Annotated in this window: 19 protein-coding genes and 2 pseudogenes; 16 read left to right on the top strand and 5 right to left on the bottom strand. The window is 24.4% G+C overall.

Annotation, left to right across the window (positions count from 1 at the left end):
* Positions 1-275: 275 nt before the first annotated feature.
* The gene (locus AAHH39_RS03045; protein WP_252320357.1) at positions 276-1079 is read right to left on the bottom strand and encodes a hypothetical protein; all 804 of its coding nucleotides are present in this window, start codon (positions 1077-1079) and stop codon (positions 276-278) included.
* A gap of 122 nt (positions 1080-1201) precedes the next feature.
* Between AAHH39_RS03045 and tsaB the strand changes: the two genes are divergently transcribed.
* The 4 genes from tsaB (at position 1202) to AAHH39_RS03025 (ending at position 5845) form a co-directional block, all read left to right on the top strand.
* The gene (tsaB, locus tag AAHH39_RS03040; RefSeq protein ID WP_342218794.1) at positions 1202-1783 is read left to right on the top strand and encodes a tRNA (adenosine(37)-N6)-threonylcarbamoyltransferase complex dimerization subunit type 1 TsaB; all 582 of its coding nucleotides are present in this window, start codon (positions 1202-1204) and stop codon (positions 1781-1783) included.
* 50 nt (positions 1784-1833) lie between these two features.
* The gene (locus AAHH39_RS03035) at positions 1834-2676 is read left to right on the top strand and encodes a MurR/RpiR family transcriptional regulator (protein ID WP_252320354.1); all 843 of its coding nucleotides are present in this window, start codon (positions 1834-1836) and stop codon (positions 2674-2676) included.
* 82 nt (positions 2677-2758) lie between these two features.
* Positions 2759-4864: a fructose-specific PTS transporter subunit EIIC gene (locus tag AAHH39_RS03030; RefSeq protein ID WP_342218793.1), complete on the top strand. Its 2106-nt coding sequence runs from the start codon at positions 2759-2761 to the stop codon at positions 4862-4864.
* 33 nt (positions 4865-4897) lie between these two features.
* On the top strand, positions 4898-5845 hold the full coding sequence (locus AAHH39_RS03025; RefSeq protein ID WP_342218791.1) for a type I phosphomannose isomerase catalytic subunit: 948 nt from the start codon (positions 4898-4900) through the stop codon (positions 5843-5845).
* 64 nt (positions 5846-5909) lie between these two features.
* Here AAHH39_RS03025 and AAHH39_RS03020 read toward each other — a convergent pair whose 3' ends face one another.
* Positions 5910-6614 (bottom strand): trans-sulfuration enzyme family protein, encoded by a 705-nt coding sequence (locus AAHH39_RS03020; protein ID WP_342219311.1) that lies wholly within the window; start codon positions 6612-6614, stop codon positions 5910-5912.
* 100 nt (positions 6615-6714) lie between these two features.
* On the opposite strand from AAHH39_RS03020, the pseudogene AAHH39_RS03015 reads away from it, so the two are divergent.
* The 3 genes and pseudogenes from AAHH39_RS03015 to AAHH39_RS03005 all read left to right on the top strand — a co-directional run.
* A pseudogene (locus AAHH39_RS03015) lies at positions 6715-7566 on the top strand (IS256 family transposase); the annotation flags it as partial.
* A gap of 168 nt (positions 7567-7734) precedes the next feature.
* A pseudogene (locus AAHH39_RS03010) lies at positions 7735-8124 on the top strand (transposase); the annotation flags it as partial.
* A gap of 70 nt (positions 8125-8194) precedes the next feature.
* Entirely contained in the window at positions 8195-8362 is a 168-nt protein-coding gene (locus AAHH39_RS03005; protein ID WP_342218789.1) for a hypothetical protein, read from the top strand.
* A 144-nt stretch (positions 8363-8506) separates the two neighbouring features.
* Here the strand turns inward: AAHH39_RS03005 and AAHH39_RS03000 are convergent, their stop codons facing one another.
* The 3 genes from AAHH39_RS03000 to AAHH39_RS02990 form a co-directional block, all read right to left on the bottom strand.
* A complete protein-coding gene (locus AAHH39_RS03000) occupies positions 8507-8887 on the bottom strand; it encodes a RidA family protein (RefSeq protein ID WP_174480051.1) in 381 nt (126 codons plus the stop codon).
* Between the two features lie 404 nt (positions 8888-9291).
* On the bottom strand, positions 9292-9696 hold the full coding sequence (locus tag AAHH39_RS02995; protein WP_342218788.1) for a hypothetical protein: 405 nt from the start codon (positions 9694-9696) through the stop codon (positions 9292-9294).
* Positions 9674-10633, bottom strand: coding sequence for a transposase-like zinc-binding domain-containing protein (locus tag AAHH39_RS02990; protein WP_342218787.1), 960 nt, complete (start codon positions 10631-10633; stop codon positions 9674-9676). The genes AAHH39_RS02995 and AAHH39_RS02990 overlap by 23 nt, the downstream gene beginning before the upstream one ends.
* 142 nt (positions 10634-10775) lie before the next feature.
* Here AAHH39_RS02990 and AAHH39_RS02985 point away from each other — a divergent pair, with 142 nt between their 5' ends.
* The 9 genes from AAHH39_RS02985 (at position 10776) to AAHH39_RS02945 (ending at position 17621) form a co-directional block, all read left to right on the top strand.
* Positions 10776-12014, top strand: a complete 1239-nt coding sequence (locus tag AAHH39_RS02985; RefSeq protein WP_342219300.1) for an IS256 family transposase — start codon at positions 10776-10778, stop codon at positions 12012-12014.
* A gap of 107 nt (positions 12015-12121) precedes the next feature.
* Positions 12122-12283 (top strand): hypothetical protein, encoded by a 162-nt coding sequence (locus tag AAHH39_RS02980; RefSeq protein WP_342218593.1) that lies wholly within the window; start codon positions 12122-12124, stop codon positions 12281-12283.
* Positions 12284-12381: 98 nt separating this feature from the next.
* On the top strand, positions 12382-12795 hold the full coding sequence (locus AAHH39_RS02975) for a hypothetical protein (protein ID WP_342218468.1): 414 nt from the start codon (positions 12382-12384) through the stop codon (positions 12793-12795).
* 142 nt (positions 12796-12937) lie between these two features.
* Positions 12938-14197 (top strand): hypothetical protein, encoded by a 1260-nt coding sequence (locus AAHH39_RS02970; protein ID WP_342218589.1) that lies wholly within the window; start codon positions 12938-12940, stop codon positions 14195-14197.
* A gap of 220 nt (positions 14198-14417) precedes the next feature.
* Entirely contained in the window at positions 14418-14555 is a 138-nt protein-coding gene (locus AAHH39_RS02965; RefSeq protein WP_342218786.1) for a hypothetical protein, read from the top strand.
* 270 nt (positions 14556-14825) lie between these two features.
* Complete coding sequence (locus AAHH39_RS02960; protein ID WP_342218591.1) at positions 14826-15038, top strand: hypothetical protein; 213 nt, start codon at positions 14826-14828, stop codon at positions 15036-15038.
* A gap of 132 nt (positions 15039-15170) precedes the next feature.
* Positions 15171-15974: a hypothetical protein gene (locus tag AAHH39_RS02955; protein WP_342218588.1), complete on the top strand. Its 804-nt coding sequence runs from the start codon at positions 15171-15173 to the stop codon at positions 15972-15974.
* A gap of 98 nt (positions 15975-16072) precedes the next feature.
* Positions 16073-16486: a hypothetical protein gene (locus tag AAHH39_RS02950; protein WP_342218468.1), complete on the top strand. Its 414-nt coding sequence runs from the start codon at positions 16073-16075 to the stop codon at positions 16484-16486.
* 190 nt (positions 16487-16676) lie between these two features.
* A complete protein-coding gene (locus AAHH39_RS02945; protein ID WP_342217458.1) occupies positions 16677-17621 on the top strand; it encodes an IS30 family transposase in 945 nt (314 codons plus the stop codon).
* Positions 17622-17638: the final 17 nt, after the last annotated feature.

The following is a 17638-nucleotide window of genomic DNA, read 5'->3' as shown; positions in this document are numbered from 1 at the left end:
CCGCTTTTAATTTTATATTTGACTTTAAGTCCTTGTATACTATATATGCTATACAAGGATTTTTTATATAATTTTAAAATAAAATATATTAAGAAAAAGGAGGCAAAAAATAACAAAATAATATTTAAAAAAAATAATACAATTTCAAATTTTTACTTTTCACAAATATATATTCCTCCCTACAATTATTTTTCAATATTTTTTAAATAATAAATAATAGTAATAAAGTGTACTAGTTTATAAACTAGTACACTTTATTTATAAATTATTTTACATTAAAAATTTGTATCTCTTAAAGCTGCTATTGGTTTATTATTTTTCTTATAAAGAATATTATTATAAAGAGTAAAAAGTAACATCAAAATTATGTATAAGATTAAAATTGCAAAGATATAAATAAAGAAAGTAGTTAAACTTTTATGAAAATCTAAAAATGGATATGGAAATGAATAATCAATTTCTGTTGTTCCTTTTCTTAAAAAACCAACAAAATTTCCTTTAGCAAGTGCATAACCTAAATATACAAACATGTAAATAGAAATAATTGGTATTCAAAGATATGTTTGTTTTCCAAGTTTTCAGTAGTATTTACCAGCAGAAAACATAAAATATAAAATCACTATCACTGGTACTATTAAATGTAATAAAAATGTATTTATAAAATTTAATATGCTAATACTATTACTACTATCTAAATTATTTATCATTGGTTTAAATAATACAGCAAAAAATACGATAAGAGTTACGGTAATATAAACAGTAATTGCTAATGAAAAGCGCCCAAAAACAAATTGTGCGCGATTGTCATGAAAACGATTTGTTAATACAAAACAAAAGAAAAGAAAAACTAAAAAATTTGATTGAATAGTAAAGGTAGAAATCATTGTTCAAATACCAACTCATGGGCCATCTGGAGTTCATAAATTATGAGGATTGGGTGTTCCAACTGTTATTGGTTTATACTCAATTAAAACTATTGCAAATTGCATTATTAGACCTATAACAGCAATAATTAGTCCAGATCAAAGTAAAAAATCAGAAAATTTACTTTTAAATCCTATATTTTTTCCTATTCCCATATGGATCAACTCACAATTCTATATTTTTTCTATTTTAATTACATTATACATGATATTATAATAAGTATGTAAGATATTAGAAAATTATTAATAGCAACTAAATGAAATAATAAGGTGATGTTATGTATCAATTATATTTAGATACAACAAATAACAAATTAACAGTGGTGATTTTGCAAGGTAATAAAATTTTAGCAAGTTCATCATTTATTGCTTGACAAAAACAAACAGAATTGGCAATTCCAACTATTACTAATTTACTTGTAAAATGTAAAATAAAATTAAAAGATATTTCAAAAGTAGTTATTGCAAATGGTCCTGGCAGTTATACTGGAATTAGAGTAGCAATTACTTTTGTCAAAACACTTAAAGTTTTGAATAGTTTTTTAACGGTTTTTACTATTAATAGTTTATTATTACAGACAGGATTAATAAAATCAATAAGTGTTTTGTCAGCATACAATAATAAAAGTTATTTGGCAGTATGTGATAATGGAAAAATAATTATTCAGCCGCAATTAGTAGATGAAAATGCTAAAATTGGTATTATTAGTGATTTACTAGATTATAAAATAATTGAAAATTTAGAAAAGTGTAATATTGTGGAAAATTTTCAAAAGTTGTCACCATATTTTATCGAAGTAAAAAACATGGAAGATTTGCAACCATATTATATTAATGATCCATTTTCATCACATAATTAAAAAATAATAATATTTAAATATTTTACATTAGTTTAAAAAGGAGTTTTTACATGCTTATCAATGATAATTTTTGATCTAGAGTATCAAAGGAAGAAAATAATTTCACAAAAAAAGAAAAAGTTCTTATTAACTATATTAATAAGAATAGTCAAAAAATGGATCAAGTTACTATTAGTTCTTTGGCTAAAGAAAATACTGTTGGTTATAGTGTTGTTTATAATTTAATTAAGAAATTGGGATTTAAAGGTTATCGTGAATTTATCATTAGTTTAGCTGCGCAAGAAACTACTTTCAAAGCTTTAAATCGTGAGTTTTTTGGTGATCGTAGTGTTTTAAAAGAACATTATAAAAAACTGATGGATTTAAATGATTCAACGATTAATTATGAGGAATTACAAAGATTTATTAATTGAATAGATGATAATCGTAAAGCTTGTATTTATTTAGCAGGCATTGGTCATTCTGGTTTAGGTGCGGAGGATTTATCAAATAAATTATATCGGTTTGGTTTACGATCAATCTGTTTAAATAAAGATGATGATAGTATTTTAATGCATGCTTCTTTAATTATTCCAGAAGATGTAATAATTCTTTTTTCATTATCAGGTAAAACCGCTACTATTGTTGAAGCAGCTAAACTTGCTAAAAAGAATAATGCTAAAATTGCAGTTGTTACATCACAAGATAAAACTGAATTAGTGACTTATGCTGATTGAACATTTAATATTGTTTCTTCAGGACTTTATGAAGCACAAGAAATATTTATTTCTCCATTATTTGCTATTACTTATTTTAATGATTTAGTAACAACATATTTATTAAAATCAAAGCATAAAGATTGATATTTAGAAAATAGAATTAAAACTAATAAAGTAATTAAAAAATTTAATTAATTTTTTAAATAAAAAAACTGTTTTTTTTAAAATAATAATTTAATATTATGTCATGAATATTTATTAAGTAAGGAGATGAAGTATGTTGTCTAAACAAGATGATATTTTGACAGTAGAACACGTTTTTATTGAATCTGATTGTAAAACACAAGCAGAAGCTTTTCAAGAAATAGCAACTTCTGCTAAAAAATTAGGTTTTTTGAAAAAAAATATTAGTGAAAAATCACTAGTTAATAGTTTTCTACAAAGAGAAGGAGAAGGAACTACTGGTTTTGGTGGTGGTGTTGCTGTGCCACATGCTCGTAATGAAGATATTGTTAAATCAGGAATTTTTATTATGCGTTTTAAACAGCCAATTCCTTGGAAAGCACTAGATGAACAACCCGTTAAAGCAATTATTGCTTTAATTGTGCCACTAAAAAGTGCTGGTAATGAGCACTTGGAAATTTTATCAAAAGTGGCACAAAGATTAACAAAACCGGAATTTCAATCAATATTATTTAATTCAAAAGATAAAAAAGTAATTATTCAATCACTAAATATTAATAATAAACCTAATGTTGAAACTAGTAGTAAAACTATTAGTGAAGATATGAAAGGTTCTTCAAAAAAAACTAAAAATATTATAGCAATTACTGCTTGTCCAGTTGGAGTAGCACATACTTATATTGCACAAGATAAATTAGAAATTGCTGCAAAAAATTTAGGCTATAATATTAAAGTTGAAACTCATGGTAGTATTGGTATTAAAGGTGCTTTTACAGCAACTGATATTGCCAATGCTGATTTAGTTATTATTGCAGTATCGGCCGGTGTTGCAGATTTAAAATTAGAACGTTTTAATAATAAACCATTATATAAAGTAGAAATTAGCAAAGTTATTAAAAATCCTGAAAGTATTGTTAATGATGCTTTTGCTAACGCAAAACCTTATGAAATAAACAAGTCAGAATCGGGACAAAAAGCGGAAAAAGTAAATAAATCAAATGATTTATTTACTACTGATAAACAGGGAATTATGAAACATATTATGGCTGGTGTTGGTTATATGGTTCCATTTGTTGTTTTTGGTGGAATTATGTTAGCATTATCAATTGGTATTGCTAAAGCAGTTTATGGTGCAAACTTTGATATTAAAGATTTACCACATAATCATTTTCTTTATTTTATGAATCAAGCTGGAAGTATTGCTTTTACATTAATGATTCCAATTTTAGCTGGTTTTATCGCTAATTCAATTGCAGGACGTGCTGCCTTGGTTCCGGCAATGGTAAGTGCATATGTTGCTAATACAGCAGGATTAGTTTATCCAATTGCTGGTTTAGAACCAAAGGTTTCTGCTGGATTTTTAGGAGCATTATTAATTGGTCCAAGTGTTGGATATTTAGTAAGATGAATTATTACTTGAAAAGTACCAAAGACTATTGCTCCAATTATGCCAATTTTCTTTATTCCTATTGTAGTAACATTTTTAATTAGTTTCACTTTTATTTATGTAATTGGAGCTCCAATTGGTTGAATAATGGAACAATTTCAAAATGGATTAACTCACATGCCACGTGAAGCAATGGCAGCAATTGGAATGTTGCTAGGAGCCATGATTGGATTTGATATGGGTGGTCCAATTAACAAAGTTGCTTTTTTAGCAGCCTCAACAACGATAACTGCTGATCCTAGTTCACAATTATTTATGGGAGCAGTAGCTGCAGCTATTCCTGTTGCACCACTTGGAATGGGTTTAACAACTTTGATTTTTCGTAAATTCTTTAATGAAAGTGAACGTACATTAGGTTTAACAGCAATGTTAATGGGGTGTATTGGTATTTCTGAAGGTGCGATTCCTTTTGCAGTAAGAGATCCAAAACGCGCTATTATTAGTAATATTATTGGTAGTGCTGTTGCTGGTAGTATTGCCGGTGCTTTCTTATTAACTGATGCTGCTGGTCATGGTGGCCCTATTGTTGCTATCTTAGGTGCAGTTAGTTCAGTTAATTATGCGCTTTGGGTAAGTATTCTTTTATTCTTTTTAGCCATTATTGTTGGAAGTATTGTTACTTGTTTAGTATATGGTGGATTATTAATTATTCAATCACGTAATATTAAGGTTTTTAAATTAATGAATGAAAGAATCATTAAAATATTTAATAGCAAAAAATCTAAATCTAAAAATAGTAAAAATAAAGTTTAATTGAACAAATAATCAAAGTTTAGGAGAGTGAATATGAATAATAGCACATCACAAATAATTTTTTTAAAACCTGCTTTTATTCGCAAATTATGAGGTAGTCAAAAATTAGCATACAAATTTAATTTTGATTTACCTAAAAATACACCAATTGGTGAAGCATGATTAGTTAGTGCTCATCCCAATGGAATGAGTTATGTTTTAAATGGCGAGTATAAGGGATTAAGTTTAGCAGAATTGTTTAAACAGCAACCTAGTTTATTTGCTAATCTTGATAGTTCAGGTAGTGTGATTAATAAAGAATATCCGTTGTTAACAAAAATTTTAGACGCAAATGATAGTTTAAGCGTTCAAATTCACCCTGATGATAAATTCGCAGAAAAAAATCATCAATGTTTAGGAAAAACTGAATGTTGATATATATTAGAATGTTTACCCAAAGGTAGAGTTATTTTGGGTCATAATGCTAAAACCAAAGATCAGTTTAATCAATGATTGGCAAAAGAACAATGACATAAACTATTAAAATATATTCCAATTAAAAAAGATCAATTTATTTATGTTCCTTCTCTAAAAATTCATGGCTTATTAGCACATACTATGGTTTTTGAACTACAACAATCATCAGATATTACATATCGTTTATATGATTATGATCGTAAAGATGAACTTGGTAATTTACGAAATTTGCATTTGAAAGAAGCATCAACTATTGTTTTAGCCCCTGATTTAAATAGTAGTGAAGCTAATGGCCATGATAATTATTTAGTTGATAATAAGTTTTTTAAGTTAATTAAATTAATTAATGAGGGAATTAAGCATTATAGTTATCCTAATACTAGATGATTGCAAATCTCAGTATTGGATGGTAATGGTATAATTGATGATACTAGTATTAAAAAAGGTGACTCATTTATTTTACCAAATGGTTATACTGATTTTTGTTTAAGTGGAAACATGTTATTGATGGTTGCATATTGCTAATAAATTGTTTTATTTATAAATGAAAAATAGACTCATGAGTCTATTTTTTATATATAAATAATTATTATAGTTTTTTTAATGCTTGTTCCAAATCATTTCACAAATCTTCAACATATTCAATACCAATTGAAAGACGAACAAGACCTTCTGAAATATTTGCATCTGCTAATTCTTGTGCATTATAAGTAGAATGTGTCATTGAAGCAGGATGTTCAATTAATGACTCAACTCCATCTAAAGAAACTGCCAAAATTATTAATTTTAAATTATTTAATAGTTTGATTCCTCCATCATATCCACATTTTAATTCGAAACTAATCATTGCTCCTGGTAATTTCATTTGTTGTTCATAAAGTACTTGTTCTGTTGCTGAATTAGTTAGTCTAGGATAAAATACTTTTTTAATCTTAGGATGTTCTTTTAATCTTGCTGCAATTATTCTTGCATTTTTGCAAGCTCTTCATAATCGTAATTCTAAAGTTGATAGTCCTCTTAAAACAAGAAAGGCATCATGAGGTGATAATACAGCTTCTGTTAAATCTTTTAATCCTTTAAAACGAATTTTATTTATTAAAGTACTTTTACCACAAACAATTCCGGCCATAACATCAGAATGACCGTTAATATACTTTGTTGCTGAATGGATAACAATATCAGCACCAAAAATTAAAGGTTTAGTAATGATTGGTGTAGAAAAAGTATTATCAACAATTACTTGAATTTGTGGATTATATTGATGGACAATATCACTAATTGCTTTAATATCTAAAATTTCGGCAATGTTTAGTAATCTGTGTAACTTACAAAAATAACTATGTTTAATTAATTCTAGTAAATATAATTAAATGACTAGAAAGAGTGAGTTACAGATGGCTAAAAAACAAAATATTAATAATAATGATCCAATATCAAAAGCAGTAGATTTATTATTAGAAAATACTGAAGATTTAACAACAGTTTTTAAAGAAGGAGGTTTATATAAAGAATTAACAAAACGTTTAGTTGAAAAAATGTTGAATTCTGAAATGCAAAATTATTTAGGATATGAAAAAAATCAACATAGTAATACTGAAAATGCTCGTAATGGTACAAGTTCAAAAAAATTAATAACTCAACAAGGTAAAATTGAGATTGATGTACCAAGAGATCGCAATAGTGATTTTACTCCTGTAATAGTTGCAAAAAGACAGCGAAGATTTGATGGTTTTGATCAACAAGTGCTTTCACTATATGCAAAAGGTATGATTCTATCTGACATTAGAATGCAGTTACAAGAGTTATATCATGGTGCTGATATTAGTGAAAGTGTTATTAGTCAAATTACTGATGATGTTATTGATGATGTCAAAGCATGACAAAATCGACCATTAGAAAGCATTTATCCGATTGTTTATTTTGATTGTATAGTAGTTAAAGTTCGACAAGATAAACGGATTATTAATAAATCAGTTTATATAGCATTAGGAGTTGATTTAGAAGGTAAAAAAGATGTTTTAGGCTTATGAATTAGTGAAAATGAAGGTGCTAAATTTTGATTAGCTAATTTCACAGAAATGAAAAATCGAGGCTTAAATGATATTTTGATTGCTTGTAGTGATAATTTAACAGGCATGTCAGAAGCAATACAAGCAGTTTATCCTAAAACAGAACATCAATTATGCATTGTTCATCAAATTCGAAATAGTTTAAAATATGTTTCATACAAACATCGAAAAACTCTTTTAATTATGTAGAAAAGTATGGATGACCAAAAATTATTCATTAATTTACACTTAAAATATTATTTTTAATTAAAAATTTGTTAAAAGTAACATTATTTAGTGTAAAAATTCTCTAAAAATAACACTTTATCATGTATCATTACTTTTCTACAAAATTAAAGAAAAACTCTAGTTACAGATTTAAAACCAATTTATAGTGCATGTAGTGAAGAACAAGCAATGCAAGCTTTAGAATCATTTGAAAGTAAATGAAATAAACAATATCCCCAAATTGCTAAATCTTGATATAAAAATTGAGAAAATTTGATGATTTTTATTAGTTATCCTGCAGAAATCAAAAGAGTAATTTATACAACAAATGCTATTGAATCTGTTAATAGTCAATTACGAAAAGTTATTAGAAACAAAAAAGCTTTTCCTAATGATATGTCAGTTTTTAAAATATTTTATTTAGCAATTGAAAATATAACAAAAAAATGAACATTGCCTATTCAAAATTGAAATACAGCAATTGCTAATTTTATGATAAAATTTGAAGACAGAATTAATCTGAACTAGTACTTTGTAAAACAAAGATACACAGATTTCTAAAAAGCCTCTTGGAAAGTGTAGTAATGTATCATTAAAAATGATATTAGTTTATTTTACTAATATCATTATTATATGAATAAAACTTTTTTTTAATTATGTAGAAAAGTATGGATGACCAAAAATTATTCATCAATTTACACTTAAAATATTATTTTTAATTAAAAATTTGTTAAAAGTAACATTATTTAGTGTAAAAATTCTCTAAAAATAACACTTTATCATGTATCATTACTTTTCTACAAAATTAAAGAAACTTTTTAAATTTTAAAGTACTTTTTCTAAATAAATCTTGATTTAATTTTATAGTTAAAAATTTATATATGCAATAAAAAAAATAAAATTATAAAAATTATTTTAAATAAGCAATTGCTTCAATTTCAATTAATGCATCTTTGGGAATTCTAGCAACTTGAACTGCTGCTCTTGCTGGAGCGTGTGCACCAAATATTTCTCCATAAACTTTATTCATTTCAACAAAGTGATTTAAGTCTTTTAAGAAAATATTAACTTTTACAATATTATTTAAAGTAATATTAGCAGCTTCACAAATTGCTTTAATATTTAATAAACTTTGCTTAGTTTGTGAAGAAATGTCAGTGCCAATAAATTCACCTGTTTTACTATTAATTGGTAATTGCCCAGAAATATATAAAAAGTCACCTGCAATTATTGCTTGACTATATGGCCCAATGGCAGCAGGAGCATTAGGAGTATGAATAATATTTTTCATAGTTTATCACTCTTTCTAAAATTATTATGTTTTGTATCATTGAATATATTAGTAAAATGTAGCGTTATTTTTAAGTTATTTAGGTGGTATTAAATAATTAATAGTAATATAAAAAAAATTAGCATCATTAATTATTAAAACTTGAACAACTATAAATATATTTTACATGATTTTCTTTTTTTTAATTAATTATTTTTCACTTTAATAATTTTTTTCATTTTAATTTTAATTAAATATTTATTTAATATTTTATTATCAGTATTGAAAATTAAATTTTATTTTTATTTTTTAACCTTTATAAGTGTAAAAAAAATATTATCAAGTATATAGGGACTACGTCCCTCGCCACTACGTGGCTCACCCAAATTATAGTCCCAGTAGGTTCACTGGGACTATAATCATTTTTATTTATCTTTATTTTTAGGTTTATCTTTCTTCTTTAAAATATTATCTAATTTATCCAAACCAGCAGATTTAATATCACTATAAGTCATATCAATACTACTTGCTTCTTTAAGGTATTTCTTAGGTGACAATTCACTTTTAAGTTCATGCACATAATGTAAAGCACGTGAATTATACCTTTTTAACCAATGTCTAGGAAAAAATAAAGTCATAGCCATTGCTTCGCCACTATAACTTGGAGGCATAATGCCTTTCTTAACCATTTTCTTTGTTCTACGACGTGAAAATACTTTTAATTTTGTAGAAAAGTAGTGGTAAAATAAAAAAAGTCATCAACTTGACTTAAAATTTGATTTTATTAAATTTTGGGATTTATTTTTTTTACAAACTGAAATATAACACATTGGATTTTTGATAAGGGGTTAATCCGTAGTGTTGATATTTTCATTTCCATAAATTGAGGTAATTTTGAATATTGGTAAATCCAATGCCATGGTAATGAGTAATAAATTCTTTTAAACTTGATTGTATTTTACTGACATTACTTAATTTTTTATAATTTAATTCTTTATTTTCTTTTGATTTAAACTGCTGGATAGTGGATTTAGTTTGTTTAGCTACTGTATCATATAATACTTGCATATCACAAACTATAATTGAATTTTCTTCGATAAGTTTCGATGTTAAGTTTTCTTGTACTCATTTTTTATTTAATCTTTTAGTATTTGTTGTTTGAGCATAGATATTTCGGTTTTCATCAATTGCCATTTGAATACAACAATTTAAATCTTTAGCATTTTCTTCAATTCATTGTTTTCTTGGATCATTTGGATCTTTAAAGTTTCCTTTATGAATTTCTTTGATAAAAGTTTCGTCAACTTCAATTCTAGCTTTTAATTTTACAAATTGATTTTGTGTTTTTACTAATTGTGTTGATTTCATAAATTTTTGACGATTAAATCAGGCAGTTTTATTTGTAGTATTAATAAATTGAGAAATAATGTAAGCAGATTGACCTAAAGTAGCTATTTGTATCAATAAATCTCATTGATCATGAGATAAATGACTTCAATAAAAATAATGATTTTTAAAAGCATGAAAAGTAATATTACAACTTTTACATTTATATCTTTGCTTATAATTTTTACTACCATATTTAGTACACAAAAAAGAACTACAATCTGGACATTGAATCCCTTTCTCTTTGAATTTTTGTTCGACTGCTTCAAATTTTTCTTTTTTCTCAATTTGTTTAATTCTAGTTTTATTTTCTCTAAAAATCTCAATAAAATCTTTATCAGACAAATTATTTAAAATTTCTTTTACTGTATTTTTATTCATTTAAAATCACCTCTTTAATATTAAAAATACCATATAAAAATATATTTTGGCAATGTTTAGTAATCTGTGTAACTTACAAAAATAACTATGTTTAATTAATTCTAGTAAATATAATTAAATGACTAGAAAGAGTGAGTTACAGATGGCTAAAAAACAAAATATTAATAATAATGATCCAATATCAAAAGCAGTAGATTTATTATTAGAAAATACTGAAGATTTAACAACAGTTTTTAAAGAAGGGGGTTTATATAAAGAATTAACAAAACGTTTAGTTGAAAAAATGTTGAATTCTGAAATGCAAAATTATTTAGGATATGAAAAAAATCAACATAGTAATACTGAAAATGCTCGTAATGGTACAAGTTCAAAAAAATTAATAACTCAACAAGGTAAAATTGAGATTGATGTACCAAGAGATCGCAATAGTGATTTTACTCCTGTAATAGTTGCAAAAAGACAGCGAAGATTTGATGGTTTTGATCAACAAGTGCTTTCACTATATGCAAAAGGTATGACTCTATCTGACATTAGAATGCAGTTACAAGAGTTATATCATGGTGCTGATATTAGTGAAAGTGTTATTAGTCAAATTACTGATGATGTTATTGATGATGTCAAAACATGACAAAATCGACCATTAGAAAGCATTTATCCGATTGTTTATTTTGATTGTATAGTAGTTAAAGTTCGACAAGATAAACGGATTATTAATAAATCAGTTTATATAGCATTAGGAGTTGATTTAGAAGGTAAAAAAGATGTTTTAGGCTTATGAATTAGTGAAAATGAAGGTGCTAAATTTTGATTAGCTAATTTCACAGAAATGAAAAATCGAGGCTTAAATGATATTTTGATTGCTTGTAGTGATAATTTAACAGGCATGTCAGAAGCAATACAAGCAGTTTATCCTAAAACAGAACATCAATTATGCATTGTTCATCAAATTCGAAATAGTTTAAAATATGTTTCATACAAACATCGAAAAACTCTAGTTACAGATTTAAAACCAATTTATAGTGCATGTAGTGAAGAACAAGCAATGCAAGCTTTAGAATCATTTGAAAGTAAATGAAATAAACAATATCCCCAAATTGCTAAATCTTGATATAAAAATTGAGAAAATTTGATGATTTTTATTAGTTATCCTGCAGAAATCAAAAGAGTAATTTATACAACAAATGCTATTGAATCTGTTAATAGTCAATTACGAAAAGTTATTAGAAACAAAAAAGCTTTTCCTAATGATATGTCAGTTTTTAAAATATTTTATTTAGCAATTGAAAATATAACAAAAAAATGAACATTGCCTATTCAAAATTGAAATACAGCAATTGCTCATTTTATGATAAAATTTGAAGATAGAATTAATCTGAACTAGTACTTTGTAAAACAAAGATACACAGATTTCTAAAAAGCCTCAATTTTGCTAGTATATTAGGCAAAGAAATAAAATTAACTACAAATAGTAAAGAATATTGAAAAATAATGCAATTTTTAACTAAAACAGGATTTGATTTTTTAGATATTATTAATTTAGAATATAATTATTATGAAAAATATAAAGATGAAATTTTAAAAAATGTTAAAAAAGATGAAATTAAAATTTTTAAAATTTTAGATTATTGCTTTAATTTTGTAGAAAAGTAATGATACATGATAAAGTGTTATTTTTAGAGAATTTTTACACTAAATAATGTTACTTTTAACAAATTTTTAATTAAAAATAATATTTTAAGTGTAAATTGATGAATAATTTTTGGTCATCCATACTTTTCTACATAATTAAAAGAATTAACTACAACGAGTTAGTTCATCAAGATTTACTCATCAAATGACTATCTCAACAAAATGACATTATTTCATATCAAACAGAAAAAGAACTAAAAGCAGAAAGTTATCGAGAAAAAGGATATCCTGACTTATTAGTTCACTATGAAAATAAAATCATGATTATTGAATTTGAAAGAACTAGAAAAACTAAACAACGAATGAGACAAAAGTTTGATGGATTACGACATTATTGTAAAAACGGATGCGAAGTTTTACTTTTAGTTCCAAATGAAAGCATGAAAAAATTCGTTGATGAACAAATCAAAATTTACAACTGAAAACTAGCAACTTTCAAAACCCAAATATTTAATATTAATATAGACAATTAATAGTTAAATTTTGGTTAAAACTTAACTAATTGTAAAATACACAAAATTTGATAACATATAGCTGTTATCCAATATATAAGTTTTAACCCATTACTTTATTTTAAAAGTAAATGGGTTTTAATATTTAAAAGGAGATATTAACATGACTGACAAAACTAAATCACAAACATATAATTTTCTATTAGAAAATAAATCCATAGAAGATATTTTAAAACAAGAAAACATTTTTGTGAAAGAAATCAAAAACAAGAGACATGGAGGAAAAACATATAGGATTGATAATAATCAACAACTTAATGATGATTCCTTAGAAAATAATATAAAAAATTTAGAACCAATTGGTATTAGTTTAATAGATAACCAAAATATGCAAAAAACAAATGTTGATACATGAACAAAACTAACTAATTACTTAAATTGAGCAACACCAAATGCAGAACAACTAATACAAGCTCAAAGAACAATTCAAGAAAAAGACAAAGAAATTGAACAACTTAAAAAGCAAATTGAAGAATTAAAACAATCAAAACAAATCAATGTGAATTTCAATAAGTTTAAATATAATGCTGTAACAATTTATGATGAAAAACAAAGAAAAAAGACAAGAATTGAAAAAATTTACGAAGAAATTTTACCAATTAATAACAAAGTTTATTTTATAACGACCATTCAACATATTGATAATTCAATTAATGAAGAGGTAATATATTTTCAACACCTTACAAATGGTGATATACAAGTTGTTAAACAAATAAAGAATTATAAAAATATCAATGATTATAAAAAAGATATTTTACTAATTAATGACATTTCAACCCATAACATTAATAATTTTCAATTTGTACCAATTAAAGACTTTTTAAAACAACAACAAGGTTTCAAATTAAAACCAAATAAAAGTGAAATAGTTACATGAATAATTACTTGGTTAATAATACCCCTAGGTGTAGTGGCTATTAATCTTATTCATCCACCATTATTAATAATAAGCCTTGTAATTGGTGGTATTGCTACAGCCCTTAGAGGAGGGGTAGAATTTTTTTCATCAACTGCAAAAAAAGTTTGATCATGATTTTCAAATAAATATTTTAAAAATAAAGAACAAAAAGAAAAACTTAAAAAAGAACGCGAATCAATAATTAAAAATCTTACCAGTAATAAAACAGAAATTAAATTAGAAACACAATATGATATTTTAAAACAAGAATTGGATAATAGAAAAGAGAAAAATCCAGACCAATTAATAAGTAGTGAAACAATTAATCAAAATTCAAATATTGAATCAGTAAATAATCAAAATTTTGATTCATCTATACGCAATACAGTAAACCAACAAGAACAACTACCATCAACAACTTCAAATCATAACTGAAATAAAGTAAAATGCTTATTAACAACATAATTAATAACATCTAAATCACTATTTTGAAAAATAGTGATTTTTTACTAATTTTTTACACATTTTTAGTTTTAAAAATATATACTTTTATTGAATATTTTAAGTGTATAAAAAAATATTCAATAAAAATAATAAAGGAGAAAAATATGTGAAGATCATGTAATGAATGAAGCCAAGCGGATAAAGATAAACATAACAAAGAAGCTAGAGAAACAAACAAAGCTTGAGGAGAAAAAACGAAAGAGAAAGACGAGAAAGAGTTGCTAATGCTCTTAGATTTGAAAAAGATAAATCAAAAATAAACAATGAAGCTTCAACAAGTAAAAATCAAAGCTCTAGTAGTAAGTCACAAAAAATGTAAATATTAAATACTTCAAAACTGCACAATTGTGCAGTTTACTTAACAATTTTGTGTTTTCTTACTATAATTTTACATTATTTCTGCAATGAGTTCTTCATATACTTATTTTTAAACAACATGGAACAATGTATAATAATATAGTGTTTAAACAAATATAAAACGTTGAATTTAAGAATATGAATGGTTTTTTATATTCATATTCTTAAACATCGATAAAAACACTTGCAAGTGTTTTATCTTTCAAAATCAAAATTAAAGGGAAAAGAAAAAATGATAATAGACGATTATATTCAACAAATAAATAATTTAATTTGTAAAAATATTGATAAATCAAATCCAGAAAGAGGTTTTTCATCAGAAAATATTTTTAATTATGTAGAAAAGTATGGATGACCAAAAATTATTCATCAATTTACACTTAAAATATTATTTTTAATTAAAAATTTGTTAAAAGTAACATTATTTAGTGTAAAAATTCTCTAAAAATAACACTTTATCATATATCATTACTTTTCTACAAAATTAAAGGAAAATATTCTAGCTAGTCTTCGTAATTTTATTGAAGCTGTATTTTTGAAAGTATATTCTGTTGAAAAACAAGTATCTATAAATCCAATGGAATATAATGATATAACTTGCGCTATTAAGTATATAAAATCCATAGGAAAATTAAAATTTTTAAGACAATTTCATGATTATGTACAAATTTCAGTTTCTCATTATAATGTTGGTGAAGAAAATTCAGAGAGATTGATGTTGAAATATTATGAATTTTTGATTAAAATAAAAAAATTTTTAAAACAAACTTATAATATTAATGTTCTTCATAATCTAAATAAGTTTCCCATTAATAAAGAAACTGCTTCTAAAGAGTATTATGAAAAAATATCTGAAAAAATTTTGCAATCTAAATTAAATAATTTAAAAATTAGATTTGATAAACGTTTTTATATAAAAAAAATAAAACCATTTTTTGTAAAAGATAAAATTTTTTATGAAGTAACATTTGTTGAAGCAAATTTTGGAAAAAATAAATTTGATGGAATGATAGCATTTACTGATTTTGAAATTTTAAAAAATTATTCAGTTAAATTTTCTTTTTGTAATAGTAGTATTGAAATTATTGGTAAAACAATGCCAATTTTAATCATTAATAAATGAGAAGTTTCAATAAAACCTTGAGCAATTAAGAATTTTGCTAGTATATTAGGCAAAGAAATAAAATTAACTACAAATAGTAAAGAATATTGAAAAATAATGCAATTTTTAACTAAAACAGGATTTGATTTTTTAGATATTATTAATTTAGAATATAATTATTATGAAAAATATAAAGATGAAATTTTAAAAAATGTTAAAAAAGATGAAATTAAAATTTTTAAAATTTTAGATTATTGCTTTAATTTTGTAGAAAAGTAATGATACATGATAAAGTGTTATTTTTAGAGAATTTTTACACTAAATAATGTTACTTTTAACAAATTTTTAATTAATAATAATATTTTAAGTGTAAATTGATGAATAATTTTTGGTCATCCATACTTTTCTACATAATTAAAAGAATTAACTACAACGAGTTAGTTCATCAAGATTTACTCATCAAATGACTATCTCAACAAAATGACATTATTTCATATCAAACAGAAAAAGAACTAAAAGCAGAAAGTTATCGAGAAAAAGGATATCCTGACTTATTAGTTCACTATGAAAATAAAATCATGATTATTGAATTTGAAAGAACTAGAAAAACTAAACAACGAATGAGACAAAAGTTTGATGGATTACGACATTATTGTAAAAACGGATGCGAAGTTTTACTTTTAGTTCCAAATGAAAGCATGAAAAAATTCGTTGATGAACAAATCAAAATTTACAACTGAAAACTAGCAACTTTCAAAACCCAAATATTTAATATTAATATAGACAATTAATAGTTAAATTTTGGTTAAAACTTAACTAATTGTAAAATACACAAAATTTGATAACATATAGCTGTTATCCAATATATAAGTTTTAACCCATTACTTTATTTTAAACCTGAATTGTAAAATTAAAAAGGACACTTATATAAAAATTAAATTGTGTTAATTCTATAATTAAGAAAAGAAAGGAATTAGCACAATGTATAAGTATCTGACTATTGAATCAATAATAGCAATAAAAGAATATAAAAGTTATGGATTTTCGATTCGTAAAATAGCAAAAGCCATTGATTATAGTAAATCAACTGTACATAGAGTTTGTAGATTATTAAATCAAAACTTATTACCATTAGAAATATTGAATAAAATTCAAAAAAATAAACAAAATGCAGGTAGAAAATTAATAATTTTAACTTTAATAGAAATTAATACTATTAATCATTTGTTAATTACTAAAAATTATGCTCTTGATATAATTGCTAATTTTTTAAAGGAAAATAAAATAAAAAGTATTTCAACAAAAACTTTATATAACATGTTTAAAACAAATCGAATGGGTTTTGATGAAAATAACTTATTGAGAAAAGGAAAAAATAAACCTCACAAACAAAAAGAAACTAGGGGCAGAATTAATAATTGTAAGTCTATTCATGAAAGAAATTTAATCATTCCTAATATTAAAAATATAGAAGAATTTGGTCATTTAGAGGGTGATACTATCATTGGTAAAGATCATAAAAGTTCTATTATTACTTTAGCTGATATATGATCAAAAACCACAATTCCTTTAGCAACTAAAAATAATAAATCAGAAAATATTACAAAAAGTATAATAAAATTTATTTCAAAGTTACAAAAAGGAACAGTTAAAACTATTACTTTTGATCGTGGTAAAGAATTTAGTAAATGAAAATTAATCGAAAAAAATTGTAATGTTAAGATTTATTTTGCAGATCCTGGTAAACCTTGTCAAAGAGGTTTAAATGAAAATAATAATGGTATTTTAAGAAGATATTTACCAAAATCTACAGATCTATCTTCATATAAACAAAAAGATTTAAATACTATAGCATTTCAAATTAATTCTACACCCAGAAAATCACTATCTTATAAAAGACCAATAGATTTAATACAATTATTTTAAAAAACTGTCCCATTTAT

The sequence above is a fragment of the Spiroplasma endosymbiont of Amphimallon solstitiale genome (genome assembly GCF_964030965.1).
Taxonomy (GTDB): Bacteria; Bacillota_I; Bacilli_A; order Mycoplasmatales; family VBWQ01; genus Spiroplasma_E.
Note: the sequence above shows the minus strand (reverse complement) of the source record. Positions and strands in the feature narration are given on the sequence as shown.